The following is a 26,111-nucleotide window of genomic DNA, read 5'->3' on the forward strand; positions in this document are numbered from 1 at the left end:
CAACGAAAGGAATCGTCATGAAGACTCACGGATCGGCCGTCTGGTCAGGCGGCATCAAGGACGGCAAAGGCGCCATCAGTTCCAACAGCGGCGCCCTGAAAGACTATCCCTACGGTTTCGCAAGCCGCTTCGAAGGCAAGCCGGGCACCAATCCCGAAGAGCTGATCGGCGCCGCGCACGCAGGCTGCTTCACCATGGCGCTCTCGCTCATCCTCGGCGAAGCCGGGCTCACCGCCGAGAAGATGGAAACCAAAGCCGAAGTCACGCTCGACAAGGTGGCCGACGGCTACGCCATCACGGCCGTGCATCTGACGCTGCAAGCCAGGATCCCGGGCGCCGACCAGGCCACCTTCGACGAACTGGCCGCCAAGGCCAAAGCCGGCTGCCCGGTATCCAAGCTGCTGAACGCCACGATCACGCTGGACGCCAAGTTGCTGTAACCGATACTCGGGCTGGTGCGTATGGTATAAGGTAGGCTTGGATCATCCAATACGCACCACGCATGACCAGCAAACCCACAACAGCCGGCACCGCAGCCGCCGCCAGCGCCGTATCCAAGGCTGGCCCGAGGCGGCGCGGCCGTCCCGTCAAGAGCGAAAACGACAGCCTGCGCGGCGAGTTGATCAAGCGGTCCGCCTACTTGTTCCGCACCCAGGGCTACGACAACACCACCGTGCGCGACATCGCCGCGGCGACGGGCATCCATTCGGGCAGCTGGTTCTACCACTTCAAGACCAAGCAGGAAATCCTCGCGGCCGTGATGGAGCAAGGCATGACGGAATCGCTGGCCAGCCTGGAAGCGATCGGCCTGCACACGCTGGCGCCGCGCATGGCCTTCCAGCGGCTGGTGGAAGTCCACCTGCACACCATGCTGGCGCCGAACCACGATTTCATCCCCGTGCTGCTGTACGAGTGGCGCTCGCTGGACAAGGATGCGCGGTCGCGCATCGTCAAGCTGAAGGACCGCTACGAGGCGATCTGGGACGAGGTGATCGCCGCGCTGCACCAGTCCGGCGACTGGTCCATGCCAACGCGCCTGGACCGGCTGTTCCTGTTCGGCGCCCTGAACTGGACCGCGCAATGGTACAAGCCGGGCCGCACCGGCCTTGAAGAACTTGCCGCGCAGGCTGTCACGTTCATCCTGCGCACGTCCCCGCGTCCGGCGTAGGGACGATCTCCATCATGGCCTGCCCCGGCGCGCACCGGCATCCCCCGGTGGCATCGATGCGGCCGCGCGCCTGCACGACCTGCGCCTGCACGGCGGACTCGTCCCGGATATTGCAGGAGTAGCTGTGGCGCGGACGCCCGCGTGGGCGATTTCGGCCCGCACAACGTCGGGTTTGCGCTGGCTGCGCCCACCGGCACCACGGTCGCGCCCAAGGCTAGCAGTTCGTGCGCGGTGCAGCGCCCGATGCTGCTGCCTCCTGCGGTGACGATGATGAAGTCGCTTGACGACGCGCGGGATCCGGTGCTACTGTACTATCCATACTAGTACAGAGAAAAACTCTTATGACAAGCCGCGCCCCACTCATGCTGCACATCGCCACCGGCGATCCCCGTCCCATCCACCGCCAGATCGTCGACGGCGTGCGCCGCCTGGTCGCGAGCGGCGAACTGCCCGTCGGCGCGGCCCTGCCCAGCGTCCGCGGGCTGGCCCTGCAACTGTCCATCAATCCCAACACGGTCGCCAAGGCCTACAACGAACTGACCCACGAAGGATGGCTCGATGCCCGCGCAGGCCTCGGCCTCTTCGTGGCAGTGCCGCGGCAACGCCTGTCGGACCAGGAACGCGCTCGCCGGCTCGACGACGCCGTGCAGCGCTTCGTCAGCGACGTGATCAGCCTCGACTACCCGAGCGCCACCGTGCTCAACCGGGTCGCCGATGAACTCGAGCAATGCCAACCAAGAAAGCTCGCCTGACCATGGACAGCCCAGCCATCCAAACTGAAGGCTTGTGCCTCCAATACAAGCGCAAGCTGGCGCTCGACCACCTTACCCTGGCTATCCCGCGCGGCGGCATCCACGCCATCATCGGCGCGAACGGCGCGGGCAAGTCCTCGCTGTTCCGTGTGCTGCTCGGCTTCGAAACGCCCGGCGCGGGCAGCGCCCATTTGCTCGGCTGCGCAAGCGGCAAGCTGACGCCGGATGTGCGCGGCCGGGTCGGCTTCGTCAACGAGGAACATACGCTGCCCGGCTGGATGCGCGTCGGCGAACTGGCCGCCATGCAGAGGCGGCAGTATGTGCGCTGGGACGAGAACCGCTACCAGGACGCTGTTCACAACTTCAACGTCCACCCGGACCAGAAGATCGCGCAGCTCTCGCGCGGTGAGCGCGCGGGCGTCAACCTGGCGCTCGCGCTGGCGCAAGGCCCGGAGTTGCTGATCCTCGACGAGCCGACGCTGGGGCTGGACGTGGTGGCCAAGCGCGCCTTCCTCGAAGCACTGATGCAAACCAGTTACGACAGCGATGCGACCGTCATCTACTGCTCGCACCAGATGGAAGAAATAGAGCGCGTGGCCGACCAGCTCGTCATTCTCGAACGCGGACAGTTGCGCCACCAGTCCGAGCCCGCCGAGTTTTGCGCCCGCGCGCAGTTGTGGATTGCCGAGTTCCCGTTCAAGACGCCGGACACACGCTTGCTGCCTGGCGTCCTGGAAGTGCGGCGCATCGACGAACTGACGCACCTGATGGTGTTCGACCAGGACGAGGGCTTTGGCTCGCGCCTGCAGCTCCTGGGCGCGCGCAGCGTCCACTCCATGCCGGTAAGCCTGGACCGCGCCATCAACGGCTACCTTGCCCGGGGCCACATCTCCACCGCGCCCCGCGCCGCTTAAGGATCATCATGCTCGACCTGTTCATCTCCGAGTGCCGCCGCTTTCGCACGCCGGCCGTCATCTTTGCCTGCGCCAATGCGATGCTGCTCCTGCTGGTCAACCAGTTCATCGATCTCCTGCACGAGCGGCGCGAGATCCACCTCCTCGTCCTGGCTGCGTACATGCTCAGCGGGATAGCCTTCGCCCTCTACCAGTTCGGCAGCTATCGTCAGCCTGCGCGCTGGATCTGGCTGCTGCACCGTCCCCTGCCGCGCTGGCGTGTATTCGCGGGCGTGATGCTGGCGTCGGCACTGCTGATCTCGCTTAGCGTCGGCCTGCCTTTGCTGGGCTCGGTCGGCATTCAGGATGCGCTCACGGCGCGCACGGTGGACACCCGCCATTACCTGGCTGCGATCCAACTGACGCTCTTCACGCTGATCGCGTGGCTGGCGGGGAGCTACGTTGTCCTCAACCGTAGCAAGAGCGCGATCGTGATACTGGTGCTGCCCATGCTGGTTCTGCTGCACATGGCCTCGGGCTTCGTGCTGATTCCGTTGGCATGCGCCTGCGTTGCGCTGCTGGCGTTCATCGTCTACGGCGCATTCAAGCCCGACCGCATGGCGCCTCCGGCCACCAGCGCCGGCATGCTCGCCACCGCCATCCCGCTGCAGATCAGCTGCTACTTCGTGCTGCTTTGGGCGGGCGCCACGCTGTTCCAGTACGGGCAACTCCTTTCCGGCACACATCCGGCCAGCATGGCGGCGCCGCCGGCCGGGGGCCATATTGAAGCAAGACGCGCCCCTGCTTCGGACAATATGCTGGCGGGGCTGGCTGGATCGGACGATCCGCGCGCCGCCGGGTGGCGGCGGCAGATCCCCTTGCTCAAACCGGGCAGCATGCTGCCGGGCATGCTGCCGGACCTGCGGCAGTATGCAGTGCGCCATATGCTGAGCAATGAAGGCGATGCCCGCTGGTATACCGACGCCGCGACCTGGAGCTTCAGCCACGACGGCATGCGCTACCAGGGCATGGACCGCCGCCGCGGCACGGCGCGTGGATGGTACGGCGCGGCCGGCGACGACAGCAGCGCGGCGTTTTCGGCGCCGCCGGTAGCGGCAATTGCGAACAGGCGCGGTTACCTCGTCACGCCACAGCAGGCCTACCAGATCGGCGACGATACGCGACAGTTAACCCAGCGCATTGCGCTCGCCGGCGCTGAACAAGTGCTGCACGTGCCGACGAAAATTGGCCGCCACGTCTATCTCGTTACCAACCACCGGCTGGTGGCGTACAGCGACAGCGCGACCGGCATGTGGCCCGAAGCGTTCAGCATCCGTCTCACCAATAAGGCATCCACCCTGGCGCGTGTGGATGTGGCCGAACTATCGGACGGGACGCTCGCCACTTTCACCTACAGTGCGCGCATGGATCGCGGCGCGGGCGATGCGCGGCAGGGGACCGTCTTCGTCGACCCGGCCGGCCACGCCACGCAGGTCGGGCAGCGCGCCATGGCGCACGACTTTCCCCTGCTGTTCGAGCACAAGGACTGGTGGCTCTCGCCCGTCCTGCACGCCATCGTCGCACTGCCGGACCTGCTGATCGACAAGGGCATGGTGCTCGACGAGGGACAAAAGCGCTACGACAGCGCCTACGTTGCGGCCCGTCCCGCGCCTGTGTGGATGGCCGCGCTGGCCGTGTCGCTGCTGTCCGCGCTGGCAGCGCTGTGGTGGCTGGGTCCGCGCAGTTCCCGGCGCCTGGCGTGGATCGCCAGTTGCCTGCTGCTTGGCCCCCCTGCCTTCTGTGCGCTGGCCATACTGGCGCCGCGCGTGCGCCGCGAACCTGGCGCCGTAGTGCCGGCTGAGCCCCTGCACGCTGCCGCCTGAAGCTGGTTTCACTCGATATTGTCCATTTTTTAGACGCATTCGCAATTTATAAGTACGCAAACATGCCGGATCGCGGTAGCATGGCGACCGCCAGGAATGTTATCGATAACGACACATAAACCTTCACCTACCTCTATGATTTTTACATTGCATTGCAGACGGACCACACTACTCACCTTGATGGCGCTGGGCGCCACATCGTATGCAGGGGCGCAACAAGCGCCAGCACTCACAGGAGCGCCGCCGGCGACGGTAGAGATCAAGGGTTCGGCGGACAACGCCCGCCGCAATGACACCGCCGCCAAGATTGTGATCAATCAGGCGGAAATCGCAAAATACGGCGATCCTTCGGTGCTCGACGTCATGAAGCGCCTGCCGGGTTTGACGGTCAGCGATACATCGGTGCGCATGCGTGGGCTGGGCAATGGCTATACACAAATCCTGATCAACGGGGAACGGCCCCCGGCTGGATTTTCGCTCGATTCCCTGGCGCCGGATATGGTTGAGCGCATCGAGATCATCCGCGCCGCGACTGCGGAATTCAGCACCCAGTCGATCGCGGGCACGGTCAATATTGTGCTGAAAAAGGCCGTGGCGAAGGCCTCGCGCGAGATCAAGAGCAGTGTCGGCGCCGGCCCCGGCACCCGGTCGCAGCAGCTGAACCTGGCCATGTCGAACAAGATCGACGCCCTGTCCTATACGCTGGGCGCCACCTTGTCGCATCAGAAGGCCCGCCTGAGGCCGGTCGAGTCGGTCGACCGGCGCGATGCCGCCGGCAAGCAGCTCCAGCAGTACGACACGTATTCGGACAATGACAATGCCTATACGGCCGTGAACCTGAACGCGCGGCTGAACTGGAAACTGGACGGCATCGACAGCGTGACGTGGCAAACCTTCGTGCTCGATGGCCGGGCACGCGGCGCCGGCGAGCAAAGCACCAGCACCTTCGCCGGTCCACGCCACCCCTATCCGGAATTAAAGACCAGCTACTTCGGCAATGTCACCAGCGTGCGCTCCGACCTCAGCTGGATCGCCGGGATAGGCGGCACCGGCAGGCTGGACACCAAACTTGGCCTTGCCTTTTCCAATAACGAACGCGGGCTTTTCCGCGCGGCCCGCAACGACGCGGCGATGTCGGTGCTTGACCGCGCCTATTTGACCGACGTCCACGACCCCGGCATGTCCTGGACCGGCAAATTGTCGATGCCGTGGGCGCAGGGGCATGCGCTCGGGCTCGGCTGGGATGCGGGCTACAACAGCAACCGCGAACGCGAAATTCAGAAAGATGGCGTGCTGCCCGGGAACGTCCCCTTCGATTTCGACAACAGCTTCGACGCCAGGATTGCGCGCCTGGCGCTGTACGCGCAGGATGAATGGGAAATCTCCCCGGCCTGGTCGATCTATCTGGGCATGCGCGGCGAGGCGATGCGTTCCCGGACCAGCGGCGCCGACATTCCGACGTCGCGCTCGCAATTACAAGTGCTCAGCCCGCTCGCGCAAACCTTGTGGAAAATTCCGGGATCCAAGGGCGACCAGTTGCGCCTGGCGCTGACGCGGACGTTCAAGGCGCCCGAATTCCGCCGCCTGGTGCCGCGCCACTTCTATACTTCGTTCAATACCGAGATTTCGCCCGACTTCACCGGCAATCCCCGGCTCAAGCCGGAACTGGCGCGCGGGGTCGACTTCGCCTATGAACATTACTGGGCGGAAGGCGCGCTGGTGTCGGCGAGCGCGAGCATGCGCGAAATCGATGGCCTGATCCGCGGCGAAGTCGCTTACAACGGCGGCCGTTGGGTCGCCGTGCCGCAAAACCTGGGCAAGGCCCACGTGCGCGGCATCGAGCTGGAGTCGAAGTTTCCGCTCAAGGCCGTCATGGGCAGCGCCGCGCAGGTCGACGTGCGCGCCAGCATCAGCCGCAACTGGTCATGGGTGGATGGCGTGCCCGGGCCGGACAACCGTCTCTATGGCCAGCCGCGCTGGTCGGCCAACTTCGGCGCCGACTATGTGCAAGGCGTCTGGAGCGGTGGCGCGAGCTTGGCTCTGGTGGCGGGCGGCTGGACGCGCGACGCCTTGTACGAATCGAAATTGCGCTCGGCGCAGCGGGCCCTGGAAGCGTATGCGCTCCACAAGTTCAGCCCGCGCAGCCAACTGCGGCTTACCGTGCTCAATCTGCTCAAGGTCGGCCAGTCCGGATCCGCGCGCTATGCCGATCCGTATGGCAGCATCCAGAGTGACGAACGCCGTGAAGGCTATGCTTCCTGGCGCGCCCAGTACGAGTACCGCTTCTAGCCGTTCACGAGCGACTGCTGATTACTTGCCCGCTTCGACGGTGGACACTGACAGCATCCGCTCCACGTAGCGTGCAATCAGGTCGATCTCCAGATTGACCTTTTTGCCCACGGCCAGATGCTTGAGCGTGGTGACGGAAATCGTGTGCGGGATCAGGTTGATCGAGAACTGGCACACCTGTGCCTCGCCGCTGCCGATGTCGGTCACGCGGTTGACGGTCAGAGAAACCCCGTTCACGACCACTGAGCCCTTGAACGCCAAATACTTGGCAAGGTCGCGCGGCGCCTCGATGACCAGCTCCCACGATTCGCCGACCGGCTCGAATTTGCGCACCACGCCCAGGCCGTCGACGTGGCCGGACACCATGTGGCCGCCCAGGCGCTCGGCCAGCGTCAGCGCCTTTTCCAGGTTCACTTCGGTGGTGCTGTCCAGCCCCACCGTGCAGTTCAGGCTTTCGCGCGAAACGTCGACCTTGAAGCTGCGGTCGGTTTTTTCGATGACCGTCATGCAGGCGCCGTTCAGGGCGATGGAGTCGCCCAGGGCGACGTCGGCCAGCGGCAGGCCGCCCGCGTCGATTTCCAGGCGCACGCCTGCGTCATGGCCGCCTTCCAGCGGCTGGACCGAAGTGATTTTGCCGACTGCGGCTACGATACCAGTAAACATTGTGCTATCTCACTATCTCAATAAGGGGTGAATCTGGCAAGGATACGCAAATCGGCGCCGATCTGCTTAACCTCGTGAAATTTCAAGCTTTTCCGGCCGCTCAGCTCCGTCAGCGCGGGCAAGGCGAACATGCCTTGCGCGTCGCCCAGCAGCATAGGCGCCAGGTAGACCAGCAGCTCGTCCACGCAGCCTTCGCGTATCAGCGAGCCATTGAGCTTGCCGCCCGCCTCGACGTGCAGCTCGTTGATCTGGCGCCGGCCCAGTTCGCGCATCAGCTCCGGCAGGTCGACCTTGCCGTGCGGGTTGGGCAGCGTGATGATCTCGGCGCCCGCCGCGCGCAGGGCGGCCTCCTTTTCCGGATCGCTGATGGCAGACACCACCCAGGTGCCGCCGCCTTCGAGCACGCGCGCCGACGGACTGATGTCCAGGCGGCTGTCGACCACGATGCGGCGCGGCTGGCGCGGCGTGTCCACCGAGCGCACCGTCAGCTGCGGGTCGTCCGCCATGACGGTGCCGATGCCGGTCAGGATGGCACAGGTGCGGGCCCGCCAGGCGTGGCCGTCGGCGCGCGCCTCGGGCCCGGTGATCCATTGGCTCAGTCCGTTGTGCAGCGCCGTCATGCCATCCAGGCTGGCGGCGGTCTTCATGCGCACCCAGGGCAAGCCGCGCGTCATGCGCGAGAAGAAGCCGATGTTCATTTCGTACGCTTCGCCGGCCAGCAGGCCGCTCGACACGTCGATGCCGGCCGCCGCCAGCTTGGCCATGCCCTGCCCGGCCACCAGCGGATTCGGGTCTTCCATCGCCGCCACCACGCGGCCCAGGCCCGCGCGCACCAGTGCGTCCGAGCATGGCGGCGTGCGGCCGTGGTGGTTGCACGGTTCCAGGGTGACATAGGCGGTGGCGCCGCCCACGTCGTGGCCACGCTGCGCGGCATCCTTCATGGCCTGGATTTCGGCGTGGTCCTGGCCCGCCGGCTGGGTCACGCCGGCGCCGATCACCTTGCCGTCGCGTACGATCACGCAGCCGATGCGCGGGTTCGGCGACGTGGTGTACAACCCCTTGGCGGCCCATTCCAGGGCCAGTTTCATGCCTTCGGTATCGTTGCTAATGTTCACGGCGGTCTATTCAGTCTGCGCTGGTGCAGATGTCCGGCTGCGCGATGGGGTCGCACACCCTAACCCGGCCCAGCATGTTGATCTTGATCAGGCGCCGGTGCTCGCCGGCTTCCAGCGTCAGCGTACCCCAGCGGGCCGCCTGGCTGTTGCCGGCCTGGCAGCTGCGCCCTGCAGCATTATAGGCAAGATATTGCGCGCCCGTGCCGGACGTGAAGCGCGAGGCAAGCCGGATGCCGTCGCCCAGCGGCTGCTGGATGGCGATCCGCTCCTCGCCGGGGTCCGGGCGGCGGTTGGCGTTGCGGTCGGCGAAAACGGTCCAGCCCTGCGCCCAGGCGGCGCCCGCCGGGTCGCTGGGGACCATCAGCACCACGCCGCCGCGTGCGATGGCGAGCGAACGCGTCAGGGCGATCGCGCCCAGCACGTCGTTCAGGGCGGCGCGCAGTTGCTGCTTTTGCAGCATACCCTGCAGGCTGGGCACGGCGCTGCCGGCAAGGACGCCGGCCACCACCAGCGCGACCATCATTTCGATCAGCGTGTGGCCGGGCCGGTTCCGTCCACGCTGCCGGCACCCCGCTTTCAGCGCCAGCAACGTTCGGACAAGCCCGAGGCGAGGCGCAGGCCGGCGCTGGTCAGTATCAGGTTTCCGCATTCCTCGTCCTTGTAGTGGCTATCCACCTGCCCGGTGCCCGGCGTCGCCACCAGCTTGACGCAGCTGGCGATGCTTTCGCCGTCGCAGGCCTTGGCTTCGATTTCATAGGCGCTGGTGGCCTTGCTGGAGCCGGACCACCATCGAAATTGCAGCTCCGCCGGCTCGCTGGAACCGGACGAGAAGACGATGTAGCTGTTGTTGGCGCTGAAGTAGCGCTCCTCCTGCTGCATCAGCAGCATCAGCGCGGCCTGCCCTTCCACGCGCTTGCTGCGGACGACGAACTGGCTGTAGGACGGATAGCAGGCCGCCGCCAGCACGACAGCCACCACCAGCGTCACCAGCAATTCGATCATGGTCCAGCCGGCGCCTTGTCGTGTGTTCATGGCCGCGCCTCCCGCGCCGCCGCGCCGTGCAGCTCGCGCCAGTTCGCCACTTCGCGCCAGCCGATCCGGCCTGCGGCGATACTGATACGGGCATTTCCGGACGGCAGCTCGGCCGCCGTGGCGCCGACGTTGACGATGGCGATGTGCTTGCCGACCCTGACGCGGCCGTTGCCCTGGCCCGCCGCGCGCGTCGTCCCGGCCACCACCGGCGTGGGCGGCGCAGGCAAATAATCGGCCACCAGCAGGCCGCTGGCTTCGCCGGAGGCAGGTAGGCCGCCGCTGTCCGGCGGCAAGCCGGCCAGGGTGCCGAGAGCGTAGCTGCGGCTGGCGATGGCCGCGCAGGCGTGCGCGCCGGTCAGCACCGAGTTGAAGTAGACCGTGCCGTCCGCCACCACCGGACTGCTGATGCTGCGCTCGCCGCTGTCGCGCTGCAGGAAGTCGATATACCAGCCGTGCCCTCCGTTGGCGCCGCCATAGCTGACGACGCGGCCCCGCACCGCGAGCGTGCTGTCGCCTGGCGCGCCGTCCAGCACGCGTTGCGCAAGGTCCGCCCGCGCCAACGGCCAAGCGGCGCCGGCCGGTCCGGCCTCCCCCTGCACGGACGCGTGATCGTCGAGCACCGCGTAGAAGGACTGCTGGGCGTAGCGCGACGGGTCGCGGTCCGCCGCGTCCAGCAGCCTGCCGGTGCCGACCAGTATGAGCAAGCCGCCGTCGGGCGCGTTCACCACCCTGGGCTGCGCGGTGATGGGCTGGCGCTGGCCAGAGGCGTCGCGCGCGATAAATACAGGGCCTTCCGCCGCGGCGCGCCAGGGCGCGCTGCCGGTGAAGCTGAAGCGCCACAAGTTCCCGTGCAGGTCGCCCGCGTAGGCGTAGCGCAAGGCGCCGCCGTCGTCCTTCACCAGCGCCGGCGTCCCCAACGCGTTCACGCGGCCCGTGTCGCCGGCCGGCAGCGGCAAACGATAGTAATTGCGGTTCAAGCGCCACGCTTCGCCGGAAGGCTTGTCGAGGGCCAGCAGGAACAAGGCGCTCGAGCGTTCCGCGTCCGCGTTGCCGTCAGGCGCGCCATTGTTGATGCCGCTGGCGACCAGCGCGAAATAGCGGTAGTCGGACGATGCGCTGCGCATGCGCACGCGGACGATTTGCGGCAACGTCGTGACGTTGCCGAGGACGGCGTCGTCGCGGTCGGTGAACTCCCACAGCGCGCCGCCGCCCGCCGGGAATGTGGCGGGATCGGTAACGTCCAGCGCAAACACGGCTTGCGCGCCCGCCCCCATGGCGGACACCAGCACCGTTTTCCATACGCCCGCCAGCAGTACCTCTCCCGCGCTTGCAGGGCCATCGACGTAGGCGCGGTGCGCGTAGTTTCGGCTCGGCAGCTGATTCAACTGCGAAAACAGGGCGGCGGGAATATAGGCAAACAATTCATTGCCGGTCCCGGCATCGAAGGCGTGCAGCATGCCGTCGTTGGCGCCAAGGTAGACCGCCGGGCGGCGGGACTGCAGGCGCTCAGCGTGCTCTCTATACCCATCGCTCCGCCCTTCCGGCGGAGGCGCCCCGACGTGGACCGGCGTGCTGTTCACGGTGTCGCCGAGGATGCCGCCTCGGGGACGGAAAGTGCTGCCCTCCAGGCTGCGGTCTCCACGCAGATAGTCCAGCCGCAATTCCCCCTTGCGGTCGGATACCTGGCGCGCGGGCGGCGGCGGGCGGTTCAGGGCGGTACGCTGCGCGGCCGACAGGCTGTCCCATGCAAACGGTATCGTGGTTTGCCTGCCGAGCTCGATTTTAGAGGTGTAGACGCGGCGCGCGTTGGCGGGATCCGGCAAGACGTCCAGCAAGGCGCCGGCCTCCCACAGCGGCGGGGAGATCCGGGGCATGCCGGAGGCGTCTACCGTCAGCGCGGAGCGGGTGAACTGCCCGCTCCAGTCGGCCGGCCGGGCGCTGCCCTGAAACACGGACATGCCGGATGCAGTGGTGGCCACCGTCGCTGCCGATCGGATGCGCTCCGGGCGCGGTACGCAGGATGCGCCCAACGGTTCCGTGGACAGCTCGATCAACGGCGGCGCGGCGCCTGCCAGGCGCGCCAGGGACGTGCAGGCAACAAGCGCAATGCAGCGGCGCAGCATGGACGCCCCGGCGCCTTCGGAACCCGTGCCCGCAGCCGCCGGGCACGCTGCCAGGCCGCAGCCCGGCGGTGCCGCCCGCGGCCATTTCAAATGCTTGATCATGGCGCCCCTCCTTCGTCGGCTTTGCGATAACTGCCCTGCAATACGACTTCCGTGCCCTCCCGCGCGCCGAAACCGATGGCGGTGACGCGGTAGAGGTAATGCGTGCCGCCGGCGTCCTCGCCCGGCGGGTGGTAGGGCACACGCTCGATGATGTAGCGCGGGCGGCGGAACGGAAGAAAGCCTTGTCCGGTCTCCATATCCGCGCCGGTGAAGCGGCCATAAGGCACCGACCGCGAAGACGCGCCGTCCTCGCCAATATCCACGGTTTGCCAGGCCGGCGCCGCGTCCCCGTCCATCTGCGCGCACAGACCGAGCCGGGGGTTGTCGTAGCCTTGCCCGCAGCCTGGCGCAAATCCGAGGCCGTTGCCCGCAGCCAGCAGCGCAGTGCGCGCGGGCGAACCGGCGGCGCTGCCAATGACTTCCTTTTCGGCGTCTGCCAGCGCATCTTCCGCTGCCTGGCGGGCCACGTAGCGGTCCCGCTCGGCGCGGGCCGCCTGCTCCCCCAGGATGGCCACGCGCGCGGCCGACGCGCCGAGCAGCAGCACCGCGATCAGCATCAGCAGCGCCACCAGCAGCGCGACGCCTTGCTGCGCCAGCGCGGCGACATCGCTCACTTGCCTTAGTGCGGCCATCACACACCTCCAGGGTTGCGCAGCGCGATCGCTGTTTCAAATACACGCCGCACACGCTGGCGCTGCTCTGCGGACAGTTGGCTTTCTTCGATGCGCACTCCGGCGTCGCCGTTTCCCATGGCGTCGGCGTAGGCACTGCCATGCAGGTCGTATCTGGCTGGCTCGCCGCCCATGCGCGAATGGGGATCGCCATGCAGCAGCAGGGCTACTTTGACGGTCGTCACGCGCTTCCACCAGGTCTTGCGGTTGAGATCCTGCGCCTTGGCGGCGGCGGTGGCACCGTCCAGCAGCAAATCCGCATCGAGCGCGGCGATCGCGCCGGCGCTCAGGTAGCGGTTGGGAACGCCGTCGGCGGGCGTGTCCGTGTCCAGCCCGTACAGCACCTGGAATGAATCCACGCCGCGCACGATGGCGTCGCTGCCCCAGCTGCGCTCTCCCTTGTACTTGCAGCGCAGTTCGGCCTCGCCATCGCCGCCGACGGCAACATAGAAGATGCTCCAGCCGCGCTGCTCCTCGGTCGCGGCGGCGGCGATGCCGAAGCCGGCGCAGTTCAAGACCGAGCCGTCGGCACCGGCAGCGCCTGAGCCGCTGTAGCGCAGCGCCAGCACATCGCTGCCGTTGACGGAGCCCGGCAGCGGGTCTTCCATGCCGTCGCTGCCGCGCGGTACGCTGGCAGCGTCCAGGCCGGCGATGTTGGCGCTGGCCTCCGGCCGCGTGGCAGGCGGCGCACCCGTGCCGTCCCAGTTAATGAAGGCGGCCTGGCGCACCGCCTGGCCAATGATGGCGAGCGCGTAACGTCCGTTGTCGTTCAGGCGCGCGCTTTCCGTGTGGTGCACATAGTTGGCGCTGGCGTTCACCAGCAGCGCGCTGGCCACCAGCGTGACCAACACCCCGACCGCCATCGCCACCAGCATCTCGACAAGACCAAGGCCGCATGCCGGCCCGCCGGCGCGTAGCCTTCGTCCCTGCCTTGCCGCCGCGCGCGGCTGCCCAGGGCTCGGCATCATGGCGCATCTCCTGCGATGCGCAGCGCCACACCCGGGGCGTATGCGCCATCCGTATCCTTGGCCGCCGTGCCATCGGGATTCTTGCCGCGCCATCCTATCTTGATGACAACGGGGGCGCCCGGGCCGCCTGCGCATGCCCAGCGCAATTGGCCCGTGTCCCACATGCCTGCGTCACGGCAGATGCGCACACGCCCAGCCGGCAACTGCGTGGCCACCTGCCGCTTCAGGTCGTACATATCCGCCGCCGCAATGGCCGCGCTGTCGCAGGCAGCCGACCAGCAATGACTGTCAGGCATCGCGGGCGCAGGTTCGGCGTGGGCGTCGTAATCGAGTGTGAGGTAGACCGGAGCGATCTGGCCGGGATTGGCGCGCATGCGCTCTGCCATGCCGGAAGCCATCTGCGCGGCGCTGGTGAGCATCAGCGACTCGTGGCGCACGCGCAGCGCTACCAGTTGCATGGCGCTCGCGCCCAATACGCCGATGGCCAGCACCACCACCGACACCAGCACCTCGATCAGCGCAAAACCCTGCACCTGCCCATGCGACGACATGCGGCACCTCCGCACAACGTGTAGCGGTTTGAGGGAAAACCTGACTACAAGTTAGCAACTCACGCGGGGGCCGGTTTGATGCAAATCAAAGCCGAGCTAACTCAGCTTCAAATTAGTAAGAATAATTGCCCAGTGTCATTGCGACCTGGAATGATATGTGTACCGGGAACCTTTTTCCTTGCCCGCCGGCCCGCCTGGGCTTGCGCCATGTCGAAACATGCCCTGCGGCATCGCGCTAGACTTGGGCCATGCCCATCGCCTCTCTATCCCTGCCGAACGACGCTTACGACGCACCTTGGAAGGGCGCTCTGGTTCAATTTTTCCCTGAGTTCCTGGCCTTTTATTTCCCGGATGTGCACGCCACAGTAGACTGGACCCAGTTACCTGAGTTCCTGGACAAGGAGTTGCAACAAGTGGCGCAAGATAGCGCGCTCGGCAAACGGCTTGCCGATCATCTGGTGCGCATCCACATGCTCGGTGGCGGCGAGCGATGGGTGCTGGTGCATATCGAAGTCCAAGCCCGGCGCGACAGCCAATTGCCGGAACGGATATTCGTCTACCAGTACCGCATATACGATCGTTACCGGCGTCCGGTCGCCAGTCTGGCTGTCCTGGCCGACAGCAGCAAGCACTGGCGGCCCCGCATGTTCAGCTACCAGTCATTCCGAGGCTGCGACTTCCGTCTGCGCTTCCGAATCGCCAAGCTTCAGGATTATGCTGATCGGGTGGAGCAATTGCTGGCGCACGAAAATCCCTTCGCGCTGCTGACCGCCGCGCACTTGCTGACCCAGCAAACCAAACACCAGCCCCGACAGCGGCACTCGGCAAAATGGAAGCTCACACGCATGCTCATTGCGCGTGACTGGGACCGGCAACGTGTCATAAACTTATTCCATATCATAGACTGGATCATGTGGCTGCCGAAAGAACTGGAAGACCAGCTTTGGCAGGACATCATCGTCTTTCAAGGGAGGCAGAACATGGAAAACTACATTCCGCGTGGCGCCAGAATTCAGTTGCAGCGCGAATTTATCCAGGCGCAAGAAAAAGGGCTGGCAGAAGGACGGCAATTGGGACTGGAGCAAGGGCTGGAGCAAGGGCTGGAGCAAGGACTGGAGCAAGGACTGGAGCAAGGGCTGGAGCAAGGGCTGCAGGAAGGCCTGCGGCAAGGCCAAGCGGCCCTGCTCACCCTGCAGCTGACTCAACGATTCGGCGCACTGCCTTCCGAGGTCGCCGCACGCGTCGCCACAGCCAGCCCGGACCAGTTGCAGAGCTGGGCTGCAGCCATCCTGGATGCACGCACGCTGGACGAGGCCGTCCCTCGTCATTGAGCAAGTCAGGACTTGGGCGACTGGCCCACTTCTTCGATGGCGTCCTGGAACTCGGCCAAGTCTTCGAAGTTCTTGTAGACCGAGGCGAAGCGGATGTAGGCCACCTTGTCCAGGCGCTTGAGTTCCTGCATCACCAGTTCGCCGAGATAGTGCGAATCGACTTCGCGCTTGCCGCTGGTGAGCAGCTTTTCCTCGATCGCCTGCACCGCCACATCCACAGAGGCAGCCGCAACGGGGCGCTTGCGCAAGGCCAGCATCAGTGAGCCGCGCAACTTGGCCGCAGCGTACTCCGTGCGGCTGCCGTTCTTTTTGACCACGAAGGGCATCACAAGTTCGATCCGCTCATACGTGGTAAAGCGTTTGTCGCACTTGCCGCAGCGGCGGCGCCGGCGGATCGCGTCCCCCTCCTCCGACACGCGGGTGTCGAGGACGTGGATTTCTTCATGCTGACAGAACGGACATTTCATCTGGCGATGCGCTTTCGAATGTTAAAAGAGCGCCGGACCAACACGGCCGCGGCGCCCTTGATGTTACCAAGCCAGGTATCAGGCGTAAACCGGATGCGCGTCGGCCAGCACTTTGACAGCCGCTTTCACGCGCTCGATGGTGGCAGCGTCATGCGGGTTGTCCAGCACGTCGGCGATCAGGTTGCCCACTTGCTCAGCCTCGGCTTCCTTGAAGCCGCGCGTCGTCATCGCTGGCGAACCCAGGCGGATGCCCGAGGTCACGAACGGTTTTTGCGGGTCGTTCGGGATGCCGTTCTTGTTGCAGGTGATGTGCGCCTGGCCCAGGATCGCTTCGGCTTCCTTGCCGGTCAGGTTCTTGGCGCGCAGGTCGACCAGGAACACGTGCGACTCGGTGCCGCCCGACACGATGCGCAGGCCGCGCTTGATCAGCGTCTTGGCCAGCACGTCGGCGTTCTTCACCACTTGCTGCTGGTATTCCTTGAACGCCGGCTGCAGCGCTTCCTGGAAGGCCACGGCCTTGCCTGCGATGACGTGCATCAGCGGGCCGCCCTGGATGCCTGGGAAAATGGCCGAGTTGATGATCTTCTCGTGCTCGGCCTTCATCAGGATGATGCCGCCGCGCGGGCCGCGCAGCGATTTGTGCGTGGTCGAGGTGACGAAGTCGGCGTGCGGCACCGGGTTAGGGTACAGGCCGGCGGCGATCAGGCCGGCGTAGTGGGCCATGTCGACCATGAAGTAAGCACCCACGGCCTTGGCCACGGCGGCGAAACGCTCGAAGTCGATCTTCTTGGAGAAGGCCGACGCGCCTGCGATGATCAGCTTGGGCTTGTGTTCCTTGGCCAGCGCTTCCATCGCGTCGTAGTCGATGTCCTCTTCCGGGGTCAGGCCGTAGGACACGACATTGAACCATTTGCCCGACATGTTCAGCGCCATGCCGTGGGTCAGGTGGCCGCCTTCGGCCAGCGACATGCCCATGATGGTGTCGCCCGGCTTGAGCACGGCGAAGAACACGCCCTGGTTGGCTTGCGAGCCCGAGTTCGGCTGCACGTTGGCCGCTTCGGCGCCGAACAGTTTTTTCACGCGGTCGATCGCCAGTTGCTCGACGACGTCGACGTATTCGCAGCCGCCGTAGTAGCGCTTGCCCGGATAGCCTTCGGCGTACTTGTTGGTCAGCTGGGAGCCCTGGGCTTCCATCACGGCCGGCGAAGTGTAGTTCTCGGACGCGATCAGTTCGATATGGTCGTGCTGGCGGGTGTTTTCCTTCTGGATCGCGGCTAACAGTTCAGGATCGACGGAGGACAGGGTGTGATCTTTTGCAAACATGAAAAAACTCCAAGTGAGAGAGTAAATCTGGCAGGTGGATCGAATGAGGAACGCCAATAAGCGAGGAGCAGCCTCTTCGTGCTTTCCATCGGTGGCTGCCCAGGCGAACGGCTGTAAAAATTGAAATCTCACGTTCCCCGGTGGATGCCCACCTTTCGCCGAAAGGTCGCGCAAGCGCCGACCCGGCTTTTCGCCAGTCACGTGAGACGTAATGGAAGCCAGATTGTATGTGAACTGTCAGATTAGATCAAGGAAGCGCTTGACGAAGTGGCAAGCGCAGTGGCATGCGTATCGCAAGCGATGGGCAGGCGCACGGCAGGCCGGCCGAGTAGAACGGCCGTCCTTTTTCGGCAATCTGGCCGATTACGCTACACTTGCGGCAACCACCACCGCAGTTCCAGCAAAAGGATGCATCATGATCGTCTTCATCACCGGCGCCAGCGCCGGCTTCGGCGCCGCCATGGCCCGCGTATTCACCGCCAACGGCCACAAGGCCATCATCAGCGCACGCCGCGTCGAGCGCCTGCAAGCACTGGCCGAAGAGCTGGGCGACAAGGTGCTGCCGCTGCAGCTGGACGTGACCGACAAGGCCGCCATCCACGCCGCGCTGGACGCCCTGCCCGCCGCATGGCGCGACATCGACGTGCTGGTCAACAACGCCGGCCTGGCCCTGGGCGTGAAACCGGCCCACGAAGCCTCGCTGGACGACTGGGAAACCATGATCGATACCAACTGTAAAGGCCTGGTGACCATGACGCGCGCCCTGCTGCCGGCCATGGTCGCGCGCGGCAGCGGCACCGTGATCAACATCGGCTCCACCGCCGGTGCCTACCCCTATCCCGGCGGCAATGTGTACGGCGCCACCAAGGCCTTCGTCGAGCAGTTCACCCTGAACCTGCGCGCCGACCTGGTGGGCACCGGCGTGCGCGCCACCAACCTGGCGCCCGGCCTGTGCGGCGGCACCGAGTTCTCCAACGTGCGCCTGAAAGGCGACGACGCGGCCGCCGCCAAGGTCTACGAAGGCACGGTGCCGCTGTCGCCGCAGGACATCGCCAACACCGCCTACTGGATCGCCACCCTGCCGCCGCACATGAACGTGAACCAGATCGAACTGATGCCAACTTGTCAGGGTTTCTCCCCATTCACGATCAAACGGAGCTAGAATTGGCCTTTTCGCCGGAAAAAAAGTAAGCGAGTGTTACAAGTAGGGCAGACTCGCTAGCAAAATCGCGTAGAATATTGCCCAATCTCATTAGTAGTCAGATCAACATGCCTTCAGAGTTTACCTGGAATGTCCGTGTCTATTACGAGGACACCGATGCCGGTGGCATTGTTTATTATGCAAATTACCTGAAGTTTTTCGAGCGCGCGCGGACCGAATGGCTGCGCGCTATCGGCGTTGACCAGCACGCTCTGCTGCAGGAGCACGACGCCATGTTCGTCGTCAAGAGCGTCGCTGCCGAGTATCATGCGCCAGCCAAACTGGACGATGAACTAAAATTAACGCTCAGTATAGAAAAGCTGGGCCGCGCCTCGCTGCAGTTCGTGCAGCAGGCGTGGAACGGTGAACGACTGCTCAACACGGCGCGCGTGAAAATCGGCTGCGTCGACTCCGCGCTGCGTCCGCGCGCGGTCCCCGATGTGGTAGCGGCCCGCATGCGCGGCGCCGAGTAAACCCTACACTCAGACTGAAACAATGAACGTCACCCAAGACCTCTCCTTCATCGCCCTCATCACCAACGCGCACCTGATCGTGCAACTGATCATGGCGCTGCTGCTCGGCATCTCCATCACCAGCTGGACCTACATCTTCCGCAAAATGTTCGCCGTGCGCGCCGCGCGCCGGCAAACGGTCGACTTCGAAAAAACCTTCTGGGCCGGCGGCAATCTGCACGCGCTGCACCAGAGCGCCGGCAGCAACCGCGAACAGGGCGGCGCGCTGGCGCGCATCTTCGAAGCCGGCATGGGCGAGTTCATCAAGGGCAAGGCGGCCTACGCCGCCAGCCGCGAGGCGATGGACCTGGGCGCCGTGCTGGACGGCGCGCGCCGCGCCATGCGCGCCGCCTTCCAGCGCGAAATGGACGTGCTCGAAGCGCACCTGGCATTCCTGGCCTCGGTCGGCTCGGTGTCGCCCTACATCGGCCTGCTGGGCACCGTGTGGGGCATCATGAACGCCTTCCGCGGCCTGGCCAATGTGCAGCAAGCCACCCTGGCCGCCGTCGCGCCCGGCATCGCCGAAGCGCTGATCGCCACCGCCATCGGCCTGTTCGCGGCCATTCCGGCCGTGGTCGCCTACAACCGTTTCTCGCACGATATCGACCGCCTGGCTATCCGTTTCGAGAGCTTTGTGGAAGAATTCTCCAACATCCTGCAGCGCCAATCGCGCTGATCGGGGAGAGTAACCATGGGATCTTCCTTCTCCAGCGGCATGCGCGGCAGCCGAGGCAGCCGCAAACTGAAGTCCGAGATCAACGTCGTTCCCTACATCGACGTGATGCTGGTGCTGCTCATTATTTTCATGGTGATGCCGTCCGCCAACAACCCGTCCCAGGTCGACCTGCCGCAGGCCGAGCGCTCGACCAAGCCGCCGGACGACTACATCCAGGTGGTCATCAAGCCTAACGGCGCGCTGTCGATCGGCGTCCAGGGCAAGAACCAGGAAGCGCCGGAAACGGCGCCCAACCGCGACGCGCTGGTCAAGAAGCTGCGCGCGCTGCACCAGGAGCATCCCGAGTACCCGGTGATGATCGCCGGCGACAAGGAAAGCAAGTACGACGACGTGATCCAGCTCATTTCCGAATCGAAGAAGATGGGCATCCACCGCGTCGGACTGGCCACGAAGTAACGCATGACGATGAAACACGCAACCGCAGGCGGCCCGTACCGGGTGCCGAAAAGCGACGACCGCTGGCGTTCCGCCGGACTGGCTGCGGCCGTCCACGTGGGCCTGCTGTTCTTCCTGTGGGTGGGCGTGCGTTGGCAGAACACCGAGCCGGTGGCGGTAGAAGCGGAAGTGTGGGACATGACGGTGCAGACCGCCGCCCCGCCCGCGCCGACGCCGCCGCCGCAGGAAGCGCAGCCGGAGCCCGAACCTGCCCCGCCGCCGCCGCCGCCGCCACCGCCGAAAGTTGCCGCGCCGCCCGTGGAAGCGCCGCCGCCGGCGGTCGACCCGGACATCGCGCTGCAAAAGCGCAAGGCCAAGGAAAAGGCCGAGAAGGAACGCGTGGCCGAAGAGAAGCGCGAAGCCAAGCTGAAGCAGCAGGAAGAAGAAGACAAAGCCAAGAAACTGGCCGACAAAAAGGCCAAGGAACTGGAACAGAAGAAGCTCGACGAGAAGAAGCTGGCCGAGGAAAAAGCCAAGGACGAAAAATCCAAGGAAGAAAAAAAGCAGGCCGACAAGCTGGCCAAGGCCAAAGCTGAAGCGGAACAGAAGAAGCTGGATAAACAGCGTGCGGCGGAGATCGCGCGCATCACGGGCGCCGCTGGCGCGGGCACCACCGGCACGGCCGCGAAAGCGACCGCGCCGCGCCTGGACAGCGGCTACGTGGCAGCCATCACCGCCAAGATCAAGAGCAACATCGCGTACAGCGTTGGCGACACGGCCAGCAACCCGCGCGCCGAGTTCAAGATCGAGCAATTGCCAACTGGGGAAATTATTTCGGTCCGGAAGATCAAGAGTAGCGGCGTTCCCGCCTACGACCTGGCGGTGGAAAACGCCATCGCCAAGTCCTCGCCCTTGCCGAAGAAGAAAGACGGCTCGGTCGAACGCGAGATAACCGCAGGATTCAACATGAAAGATTTGCCTGGAAACCCACCATGAAAATACTGAACAACGCCCTCATCGCCGCCAGCCTGCTGGCCAGCCTGAACGCCTACGCGCAGCTGCGCGTGGAAATCTCCGGCGTCGGCAGTAACCAGATCCCGGTCGCCATCGCCGCCTTCGCCGACGAAGACGTGGCGCCCGCCAAGATCTCGGCCATCATCAAGTCCGACCTGGAACGCAGCGGCCTGTTCAAGATCATCGACGCCGGCACCGTGAGCAACCTGAACGACGTCGACTACGGCCAGTGGAAATCGCGCGGCGCCAACGCCATCGTGGTCGGCACCGTGAGCAAGCTGGCCAACGGCTCTTTCGACGTGCGCTACAAGCTGTTCGACACCATCAAGGCCGCCAAGCTGTCGCAGCTGGACCAGTCCACCGCGCCGACGCAGACCCGCTTGTCCGCCCACAAGATCGCCGACGACGTCTACGAAAAGCTGACCGGCGTGCGCGGCGCCTTCGCCACCCGCATCGCCTACGTCACGCAGCAGGGCCGCCAGTACCGTCTGGAAGTGGCCGACTCGGACGGCGAAGACGTGCTGCCGGCGCTGATTTCGAACGAACCCATCATCTCGCCGGCCTGGTCGCCGGACGGCACCAAGGTGGCCTACGTGTCGTTCGAGCAGAAGAAGCCGGTGGTCTACGTGCAGAACCTGGTCACCCGCGCACGCACCGTCATCGCCAACGAGAAGGGCAGCAACTCGGCGCCGTCGTGGTCGCCGGACGGCAGCAAGGTCGCCGTGGCGCTGTCCAAGACCGGCAACACCCAGGTCTACATCGCCAACGCCGACGGCAGCGGCATCCGCCGCATCTCGAACAGCTCCGGCATCGACACCGAGCCGCAGTTCTCGGCCGACGGCCAGTACATCTACTTCACCAGCGACCGCAGCGGCGGCCCGCAGATCTACCGCATGAGCGCGGCCGGCGGCGACGCCAAGCGCGTCACCTTCAGCGGCAGCTACAACATCAGCCCGCGTATTTCCTCGGACGGAAACACGCTGGCGTACATCTCCCGGCGCGACGGCGGCAACTTCCAGCTCTATGTACTGGATCTTGCCTCCGGCCAGGAACAACGCCTGTCCGACACCACCAGCGACGAGTCGCCCAGCTTCTCTCCGAACGGCAAATATTTGCTGTACGCGACAGAGTCGGGCCGCCGCAAATCGCTGGCCGTGGTGTCGGTCGACGGCCGCGTAAAGCAACGCTTGACGATTCAAGCGGGCAATATCAAGGAGCCCACCTGGGGTCCTTTCATGAAGTAAATGCAGTCTATTCATCAACGACCAGGAGAACTAAAAATGCGTAACGTTAAAAGCGTAGCCTTCATCCTCAGCACCGCAGCCCTGCTGTCGGCTTGCTCGACCCCAGTAAAAGTGGCAGAACCAGCGAAAGTGGAAGAAAAGCCGGTAGTCGCAGCCCCACCAGCTGCCGACACCCGCACCGTCGCTCCAGTAGAAACCAAATCGATCGATCCGCTGGACGATCCAAAAGGCGTGCTGGCCAACCGTTCCGTGTACTTCGATTTCGACAGCTACGTCGTGCGTGAAGACGGCAAGCCAGTGGTGCAGAACCACTCCGCTTACCTGACCAAGAACGCCAAGCGCTCGATCCTGATCCAAGGCAACACCGACGAACGCGGCGGCGCTGAATACAACCTGGCACTGGGCCAGAAACGTGCTGAAGCCGTGCGCAAAGCCATGACCGCACTGGGCGTACCAGAAGGCCAGGTAGAAGCCGTATCGCTGGGCAAGGAAAAGCCTAAGGCCGAAGGCCACAACGAAGAAGCATGGGCGCAAAACCGCCGTGCCGACATCGTCTACAAGTAATTTCGTAGTCGCAGGATGGCAACACACGGGGCGGCGCGCAGTTTATACTGCGCCCTGCCCCGTTTCTATTAGAAAGCGCTACGCACAATGATGACACTGACCAAAACCGGCTTGCGCTCGGCGGCCGCCGCCCTGCTGGCAGCCACCGCCTTCCTGCCATTGCACGCCAACGCCGCCCTGTTCGACGACGACGAAGCCCGCAAGGCCATCCTCGACCTGCGCGCCAAAGTGGAAGCCATGCGCGCCGAGCTGAACGGCCGCATCGACACCAAGGCAGAGAAAACGATTTCGCTGGACATGAACAACCAGCACGAGCAGACCATGGGCGAGATCGCCAAGCTGCGCGGCTCGCTGGAAGTGTTGGCCAACGAGCTGGCCAACACGCAAAAGCGCCAGAAGGATTTCTACGTCGACCTCGACGCCCGCCTGCGCAAGCTGGAGCCGCGCCAGGTGAACATCGACGGCAAGACCGCCGCAGTCGATCCGGCCGAACAGAAAGCCTACGACGCTGCCATGCTGCTGTTCAAGGCCGGCGACTTCAAGACCGCCTCGGTGGCGCTGGCCGAGTTCGTTCGCCAGTACCCGGAGTCGGGCTACGCCGCCAGCGCGCAATACTACCTGGGCACCACCTACTACGCGCAGAAGGACTGCAAGGGGGCCATCCTGGCGCAGCAAGTGGTCGTCAAAGCCTATCCGGACAGCCCGCGCGCGCCGGAAGCCATGCTCATCATCGCCGGCTGCCAGGCCGAGCTGAAGGCCGCCGCCAACGCCAAGAAGACCCTGACCGAGCTGGTCAGCAAATACCCCGACAGCGAAGCGGCCGCCACCGCGCGCGAGCGCCTGAAGGCCAAGTAGTCCGCTTGTCATTCCCGCGCAGGGCCGGCGCCCAGCAGCAACCCAAGCCTTCACAGCCGTACCCCAGCTGCCTGCGATACCGTGTCATTCCCGCGAAAGCGGGAATCCATGCACCGTAGCAGGCATCCGAGCAATCTGATGCTCATGAGAATTTGACAGGAAGCCCATACGCCCCTATAATCTTGCTTCTTTCGGGGGTCGTTAGCTCAGCTGGTAGAGCAGCGGACTTTTAATCCGTTGGTCGCAGGTTCGAATCCCGCACGGCCTACCACTCGAAAGAAGCTAAGGTTTCACTACCTTGGGTCGTTAGCTCAGCTGGTAGAGCAGCGGACTTTTAATCCGTTGGTCGCAGGTTCGAATCCCGCACGGCCTACCAAGAATTATCAAGGAAGCCCACGAATTTCGGTTCGTGGGCTTTTTTGTTTCTGGTCCATTTCTGGTCCTCTCTCTTCAATCCCCTCCCTCAGTCTGGTGCACATTGTTCTCTGGGGGATAAAGGACTGAGAATTGAAACCATGGCAGACTGAAGCTAGCCAAAACCATACTCTGTAACTCTTTGAGCGATCAACGTTAGGGAACCTCGAAAAACCTACTGCGCGTTGCACTGTCGGCCTGCGATGCTCGCTGCACTGCCCGTACAGATGCGCTTCTCAACCAACATTACCGCCGCTCGATACGGTTTTTCGAGGTCCCCGTTAGTGATGAGTATCCTCGTCGAGAAGTATAGCCCGACTCGCTATCAGCACTATGACAACTACGACGCCATCGAAGTTTCAAAGGTCGCAGACATACCCGAGGACTGGACAGGCGTGATGGGCGTCCCAATTACATTCCTCGACAAATACAACCCAGAACAGTTCGAAATTGTAGGCAACGATGACATTGGTTACCCTGCAACGAAGACATACCGTGCGAAGACCAAGGTTATCGACGGCGAACGAAGCAAATCAAACACCGGAGCGCTCCGATGCGTATTACGAGCTGACTCGTATGGGCCTGGAACATATTTCGATGTCGGCTACCCTGTGAAGGGGGTCTACCGGCGCATTTTCGTTCGTAGAATTGGAGCCATCTCGTGAAAATTGACCTGCATCACATCCCTGTCCGCGACTTGGTCGAAGGATATATAAATTCCGGCTACGATGGCGTTGTCGGTTACGGCGGTGCACTGGATATCCGGCCAAAGTTCCAACGAGAGTTCGTCTATGACACGGCAAAGCAGCAGGCGGTAATAACCACGATTCTGTCGGGATTCCCGTTGAATGTTATGTACTGGTCGAAGGGCACCGATCCAGCCTCCGGCGATCCGAGCTTCGAGATGTTAGATGGACAACAGAGATCAATGTCTATCTGTGAGTACGTCAAGGGGTCCTTTTCTGTTGTGGTTGGAGGCAACCCTAAAAACTTCGACAACCTAAGCGGTACAGATCAGGAACGGTTACTCGACTATCAGTTGATGGTGTACCACTGCGAGGGAAGTGAGGACGAGCAACTGGCTTGGTTCGAGGTCATCAACATAGCGGGGCTGACGCTGCGTCCACAGGAGTTGCGTAACGCCGTATACACCGGGCTGTGGCTCACCGATGCCAAGCGTTACTTCTCTCGCGAGAACCAAGGAGCGCACAAGCTCGCGAAGGACTACGTTGCAGCTGGCGAGGTAAATCGTCAGGACTTATTACAAAGGGCAATGGAGTGGCATGGCGGCAAAGGCGACGTTGCAATCAAAGAGTACATGAACCTCCATCGCAACGACGCTAACGCCAACGCGATCTGGACTTACTTCAAGTCAGTGATCGACTGGGCTAAGCTGATTTTCTCGGTACAGCGCAAAGAGCTTCGCACAGTTCCTTGGAATGCGCTGTACGACAAGTATAACCAAGCCCCACTCGACGCCGTCGTGTTAGAGGAGCGCGTCAAGGCGCTCATGTCTGACGAAGAAGTGCAGAAAAAGTCTGGCATCTACACGTACGTCCTGACCGGCGAAGAGCATACGCTCGGACTGCGAACTTTCACCGATAACCAAAAGCGCGAGGCGTACGAACGGCAGGACGGCATTTGTCCAAAGTGCGGTGATCACTTCAAGCTAGAGGAGATGGATGGCGACCACATCATACCGTGGTCGAAGCAAGGCAAGACGACGTCCGATAACTGTCAGATGCTGTGCATCCGAGACAATCGATCGAACCGGTAGAACGCAAGAAAACGGTGGGCGGCTAGTAACCAACCCAAGGGGCCCGGCGATGTATTGTAGCGCTTGGCTCCGCCCCCAAAGCCGTAGT

27 protein-coding genes, 2 tRNA genes and 1 riboswitch are annotated in these 26,111 nt (G+C 64.0%); of the genes, 19 read left to right on the plus strand and 10 right to left on the minus strand.

Translation table 11 applies throughout. The annotated features are described in order from the left end of the window. The first annotated feature begins 17 nt into the window (after positions 1 to 17). From ACSQ8Y_RS15600 to ACSQ8Y_RS15625, 6 genes are all read left to right on the plus strand, one after another. Complete coding sequence (locus ACSQ8Y_RS15600) at positions 18 to 440, plus strand: OsmC family protein (RefSeq protein ID WP_436267363.1); 423 nt, start codon at positions 18 to 20, stop codon at positions 438 to 440. A 62-nt stretch (positions 441 to 502) separates the two neighbouring features. After that, the gene (locus ACSQ8Y_RS15605; protein WP_436267364.1) at positions 503 to 1,168 is read left to right on the plus strand and encodes a TetR/AcrR family transcriptional regulator; all 666 of its coding nucleotides are present in this window, start codon (positions 503 to 505) and stop codon (positions 1,166 to 1,168) included. A 362-nt stretch (positions 1,169 to 1,530) separates the two neighbouring features. Then, positions 1,531 to 1,920, plus strand: a complete 390-nt coding sequence (locus ACSQ8Y_RS15610) for a GntR family transcriptional regulator (RefSeq protein ID WP_436267365.1) — start codon at positions 1,531 to 1,533, stop codon at positions 1,918 to 1,920. Continuing rightward, on the plus strand, positions 1,896 to 2,834 hold the full coding sequence (locus tag ACSQ8Y_RS15615) for an ABC transporter ATP-binding protein (RefSeq protein WP_436267366.1): 939 nt from the start codon (positions 1,896 to 1,898) through the stop codon (positions 2,832 to 2,834). Before ACSQ8Y_RS15610 ends, ACSQ8Y_RS15615 begins: the two co-directional genes overlap by 25 nt. An 8-nt stretch (positions 2,835 to 2,842) precedes the next feature. Then, positions 2,843 to 4,696 carry a hypothetical protein gene (locus ACSQ8Y_RS15620; RefSeq protein WP_436267367.1) on the plus strand — a complete coding sequence of 618 codons (1,854 nt, stop codon included), beginning with the start codon at positions 2,843 to 2,845 and terminating at the stop codon, positions 4,694 to 4,696. A 147-nt stretch (positions 4,697 to 4,843) separates the two neighbouring features. Next, positions 4,844 to 6,985, plus strand: coding sequence for a TonB-dependent receptor plug domain-containing protein (locus ACSQ8Y_RS15625; RefSeq protein ID WP_436267368.1), 2,142 nt, complete (start codon positions 4,844 to 4,846; stop codon positions 6,983 to 6,985). Positions 6,986 to 7,006: 21 nt separating this feature from the next. Here ACSQ8Y_RS15625 and ACSQ8Y_RS15630 read toward each other — a convergent pair whose 3' ends face one another. The 8 genes from ACSQ8Y_RS15630 to pilV are packed head-to-tail and all read right to left on the minus strand — an operon-like array spanning position 7,007 to position 14,210. After that, positions 7,007 to 7,648 (minus strand): riboflavin synthase, encoded by a 642-nt coding sequence (locus ACSQ8Y_RS15630; RefSeq protein ID WP_436267369.1) that lies wholly within the window; start codon positions 7,646 to 7,648, stop codon positions 7,007 to 7,009. 17 nt (positions 7,649 to 7,665) lie between these two features. Beyond that, entirely contained in the window at positions 7,666 to 8,763 is a 1,098-nt protein-coding gene (ribD, locus tag ACSQ8Y_RS15635) for a bifunctional diaminohydroxyphosphoribosylaminopyrimidine deaminase/5-amino-6-(5-phosphoribosylamino)uracil reductase RibD (protein WP_436267370.1), read from the minus strand. 10 nt (positions 8,764 to 8,773) lie between these two features. Next, on the minus strand, positions 8,774 to 9,352 hold the full coding sequence (locus ACSQ8Y_RS15640) for a GspH/FimT family pseudopilin (protein ID WP_436267371.1): 579 nt from the start codon (positions 9,350 to 9,352) through the stop codon (positions 8,774 to 8,776). Beyond that, positions 9,340 to 9,795: a type IV pilin protein gene (locus ACSQ8Y_RS15645; RefSeq protein ID WP_436267372.1), complete on the minus strand. Its 456-nt coding sequence runs from the start codon at positions 9,793 to 9,795 to the stop codon at positions 9,340 to 9,342. The genes ACSQ8Y_RS15640 and ACSQ8Y_RS15645 overlap by 13 nt, the downstream gene beginning before the upstream one ends. After that, positions 9,792 to 12,020, minus strand: coding sequence for a pilus assembly protein (locus tag ACSQ8Y_RS15650; RefSeq protein WP_436267373.1), 2,229 nt, complete (start codon positions 12,018 to 12,020; stop codon positions 9,792 to 9,794). The genes ACSQ8Y_RS15645 and ACSQ8Y_RS15650 overlap by 4 nt, the downstream gene beginning before the upstream one ends. Beyond that, entirely contained in the window at positions 12,017 to 12,652 is a 636-nt protein-coding gene (locus ACSQ8Y_RS15655; RefSeq protein WP_436267374.1) for a pilus assembly protein, read from the minus strand. The genes ACSQ8Y_RS15650 and ACSQ8Y_RS15655 overlap by 4 nt, the downstream gene beginning before the upstream one ends. Next, a complete protein-coding gene (locus ACSQ8Y_RS15660; protein ID WP_436267375.1) occupies positions 12,652 to 13,659 on the minus strand; it encodes a PilW family protein in 1,008 nt (335 codons plus the stop codon). The genes ACSQ8Y_RS15655 and ACSQ8Y_RS15660 overlap by 1 nt, the downstream gene beginning before the upstream one ends. After that, positions 13,656 to 14,210 (minus strand): type IV pilus modification protein PilV, encoded by a 555-nt coding sequence (gene pilV / locus ACSQ8Y_RS15665; RefSeq protein ID WP_436267376.1) that lies wholly within the window; start codon positions 14,208 to 14,210, stop codon positions 13,656 to 13,658. Before pilV ends, ACSQ8Y_RS15660 begins: the two co-directional genes overlap by 4 nt. Positions 14,211 to 14,458: 248 nt before the next feature. Between pilV and ACSQ8Y_RS15670 the strand changes: the two genes are divergently transcribed. Further along, entirely contained in the window at positions 14,459 to 15,541 is a 1,083-nt protein-coding gene (locus tag ACSQ8Y_RS15670) for a DUF4351 domain-containing protein (protein ID WP_436267377.1), read from the plus strand. 5 nt (positions 15,542 to 15,546) lie between these two features. On the opposite strand, the gene nrdR is transcribed toward ACSQ8Y_RS15670, so the two are convergent. Both nrdR and glyA read right to left on the minus strand, forming a co-directional pair. Beyond that, positions 15,547 to 16,008 (minus strand): transcriptional regulator NrdR, encoded by a 462-nt coding sequence (gene nrdR / locus ACSQ8Y_RS15675; protein ID WP_436267378.1) that lies wholly within the window; start codon positions 16,006 to 16,008, stop codon positions 15,547 to 15,549. Between the two features lie 78 nt (positions 16,009 to 16,086). Beyond that, positions 16,087 to 17,331, minus strand: a complete 1,245-nt coding sequence (glyA, locus tag ACSQ8Y_RS15680; protein ID WP_436267379.1) for a serine hydroxymethyltransferase — start codon at positions 17,329 to 17,331, stop codon at positions 16,087 to 16,089. 90 nt (positions 17,332 to 17,421) lie between these two features. Beyond that, a riboswitch (ZMP/ZTP riboswitch) is annotated at positions 17,422 to 17,542 on the minus strand. A 204-nt stretch (positions 17,543 to 17,746) separates the two neighbouring features. Here glyA and ACSQ8Y_RS15685 point away from each other — a divergent pair. The 12 genes from ACSQ8Y_RS15685 to ACSQ8Y_RS15740 all read left to right on the plus strand — a co-directional run bounded on the left by ACSQ8Y_RS15685 (position 17,747) and on the right by ACSQ8Y_RS15740 (position 26,023). Beyond that, positions 17,747 to 18,493 (plus strand): SDR family oxidoreductase, encoded by a 747-nt coding sequence (locus ACSQ8Y_RS15685; protein WP_436267380.1) that lies wholly within the window; start codon positions 17,747 to 17,749, stop codon positions 18,491 to 18,493. Positions 18,494 to 18,600: 107 nt separating this feature from the next. Further along, on the plus strand, positions 18,601 to 19,005 hold the full coding sequence (ybgC, locus tag ACSQ8Y_RS15690; protein WP_436269838.1) for a tol-pal system-associated acyl-CoA thioesterase: 405 nt from the start codon (positions 18,601 to 18,603) through the stop codon (positions 19,003 to 19,005). A gap of 22 nt (positions 19,006 to 19,027) precedes the next feature. Then, complete coding sequence (gene tolQ, locus ACSQ8Y_RS15695) at positions 19,028 to 19,720, plus strand: protein TolQ (protein ID WP_436267381.1); 693 nt, start codon at positions 19,028 to 19,030, stop codon at positions 19,718 to 19,720. Positions 19,721 to 19,735: 15 nt separating this feature from the next. After that, complete coding sequence (locus ACSQ8Y_RS15700; RefSeq protein ID WP_436267382.1) at positions 19,736 to 20,176, plus strand: ExbD/TolR family protein; 441 nt, start codon at positions 19,736 to 19,738, stop codon at positions 20,174 to 20,176. 3 nt (positions 20,177 to 20,179) lie between these two features. Next, positions 20,180 to 21,151, plus strand: a complete 972-nt coding sequence (gene tolA / locus ACSQ8Y_RS15705; protein WP_436267383.1) for a cell envelope integrity protein TolA — start codon at positions 20,180 to 20,182, stop codon at positions 21,149 to 21,151. After that, positions 21,148 to 22,413, plus strand: a complete 1,266-nt coding sequence (gene tolB / locus ACSQ8Y_RS15710) for a Tol-Pal system beta propeller repeat protein TolB (RefSeq protein ID WP_436267384.1) — start codon at positions 21,148 to 21,150, stop codon at positions 22,411 to 22,413. The genes tolA and tolB overlap by 4 nt, the downstream gene beginning before the upstream one ends. A gap of 36 nt (positions 22,414 to 22,449) precedes the next feature. After that, positions 22,450 to 22,977: a peptidoglycan-associated lipoprotein Pal gene (gene pal, locus ACSQ8Y_RS15715; protein WP_436267385.1), complete on the plus strand. Its 528-nt coding sequence runs from the start codon at positions 22,450 to 22,452 to the stop codon at positions 22,975 to 22,977. Positions 22,978 to 23,064: 87 nt separating this feature from the next. Then, the gene (gene ybgF, locus ACSQ8Y_RS15720; protein WP_436267386.1) at positions 23,065 to 23,832 is read left to right on the plus strand and encodes a tol-pal system protein YbgF; all 768 of its coding nucleotides are present in this window, start codon (positions 23,065 to 23,067) and stop codon (positions 23,830 to 23,832) included. Positions 23,833 to 24,027: 195 nt separating this feature from the next. Beyond that, a tRNA-Lys gene (locus ACSQ8Y_RS15725) sits at positions 24,028 to 24,103 on the plus strand. A 29-nt stretch (positions 24,104 to 24,132) separates the two neighbouring features. Beyond that, positions 24,133 to 24,208 (plus strand) — tRNA-Lys (locus ACSQ8Y_RS15730). Positions 24,209 to 24,533: 325 nt separating this feature from the next. Further along, positions 24,534 to 24,911, plus strand: coding sequence for an adenine-specific methyltransferase EcoRI family protein (locus ACSQ8Y_RS15735; RefSeq protein ID WP_436267387.1), 378 nt, complete (start codon positions 24,534 to 24,536; stop codon positions 24,909 to 24,911). Further along, positions 24,908 to 26,023, plus strand: a complete 1,116-nt coding sequence (locus ACSQ8Y_RS15740) for an HNH endonuclease family protein (protein ID WP_436267388.1) — start codon at positions 24,908 to 24,910, stop codon at positions 26,021 to 26,023. Before ACSQ8Y_RS15735 ends, ACSQ8Y_RS15740 begins: the two co-directional genes overlap by 4 nt. The last annotated feature ends 88 nt before the right edge of the window (positions 26,024 to 26,111 follow it).

The organism is Pseudoduganella sp. LjRoot289 (assembly GCF_964252925.1).
Classification (GTDB): Bacteria; Pseudomonadota; Gammaproteobacteria; order Burkholderiales; family Burkholderiaceae_D; genus Rugamonas.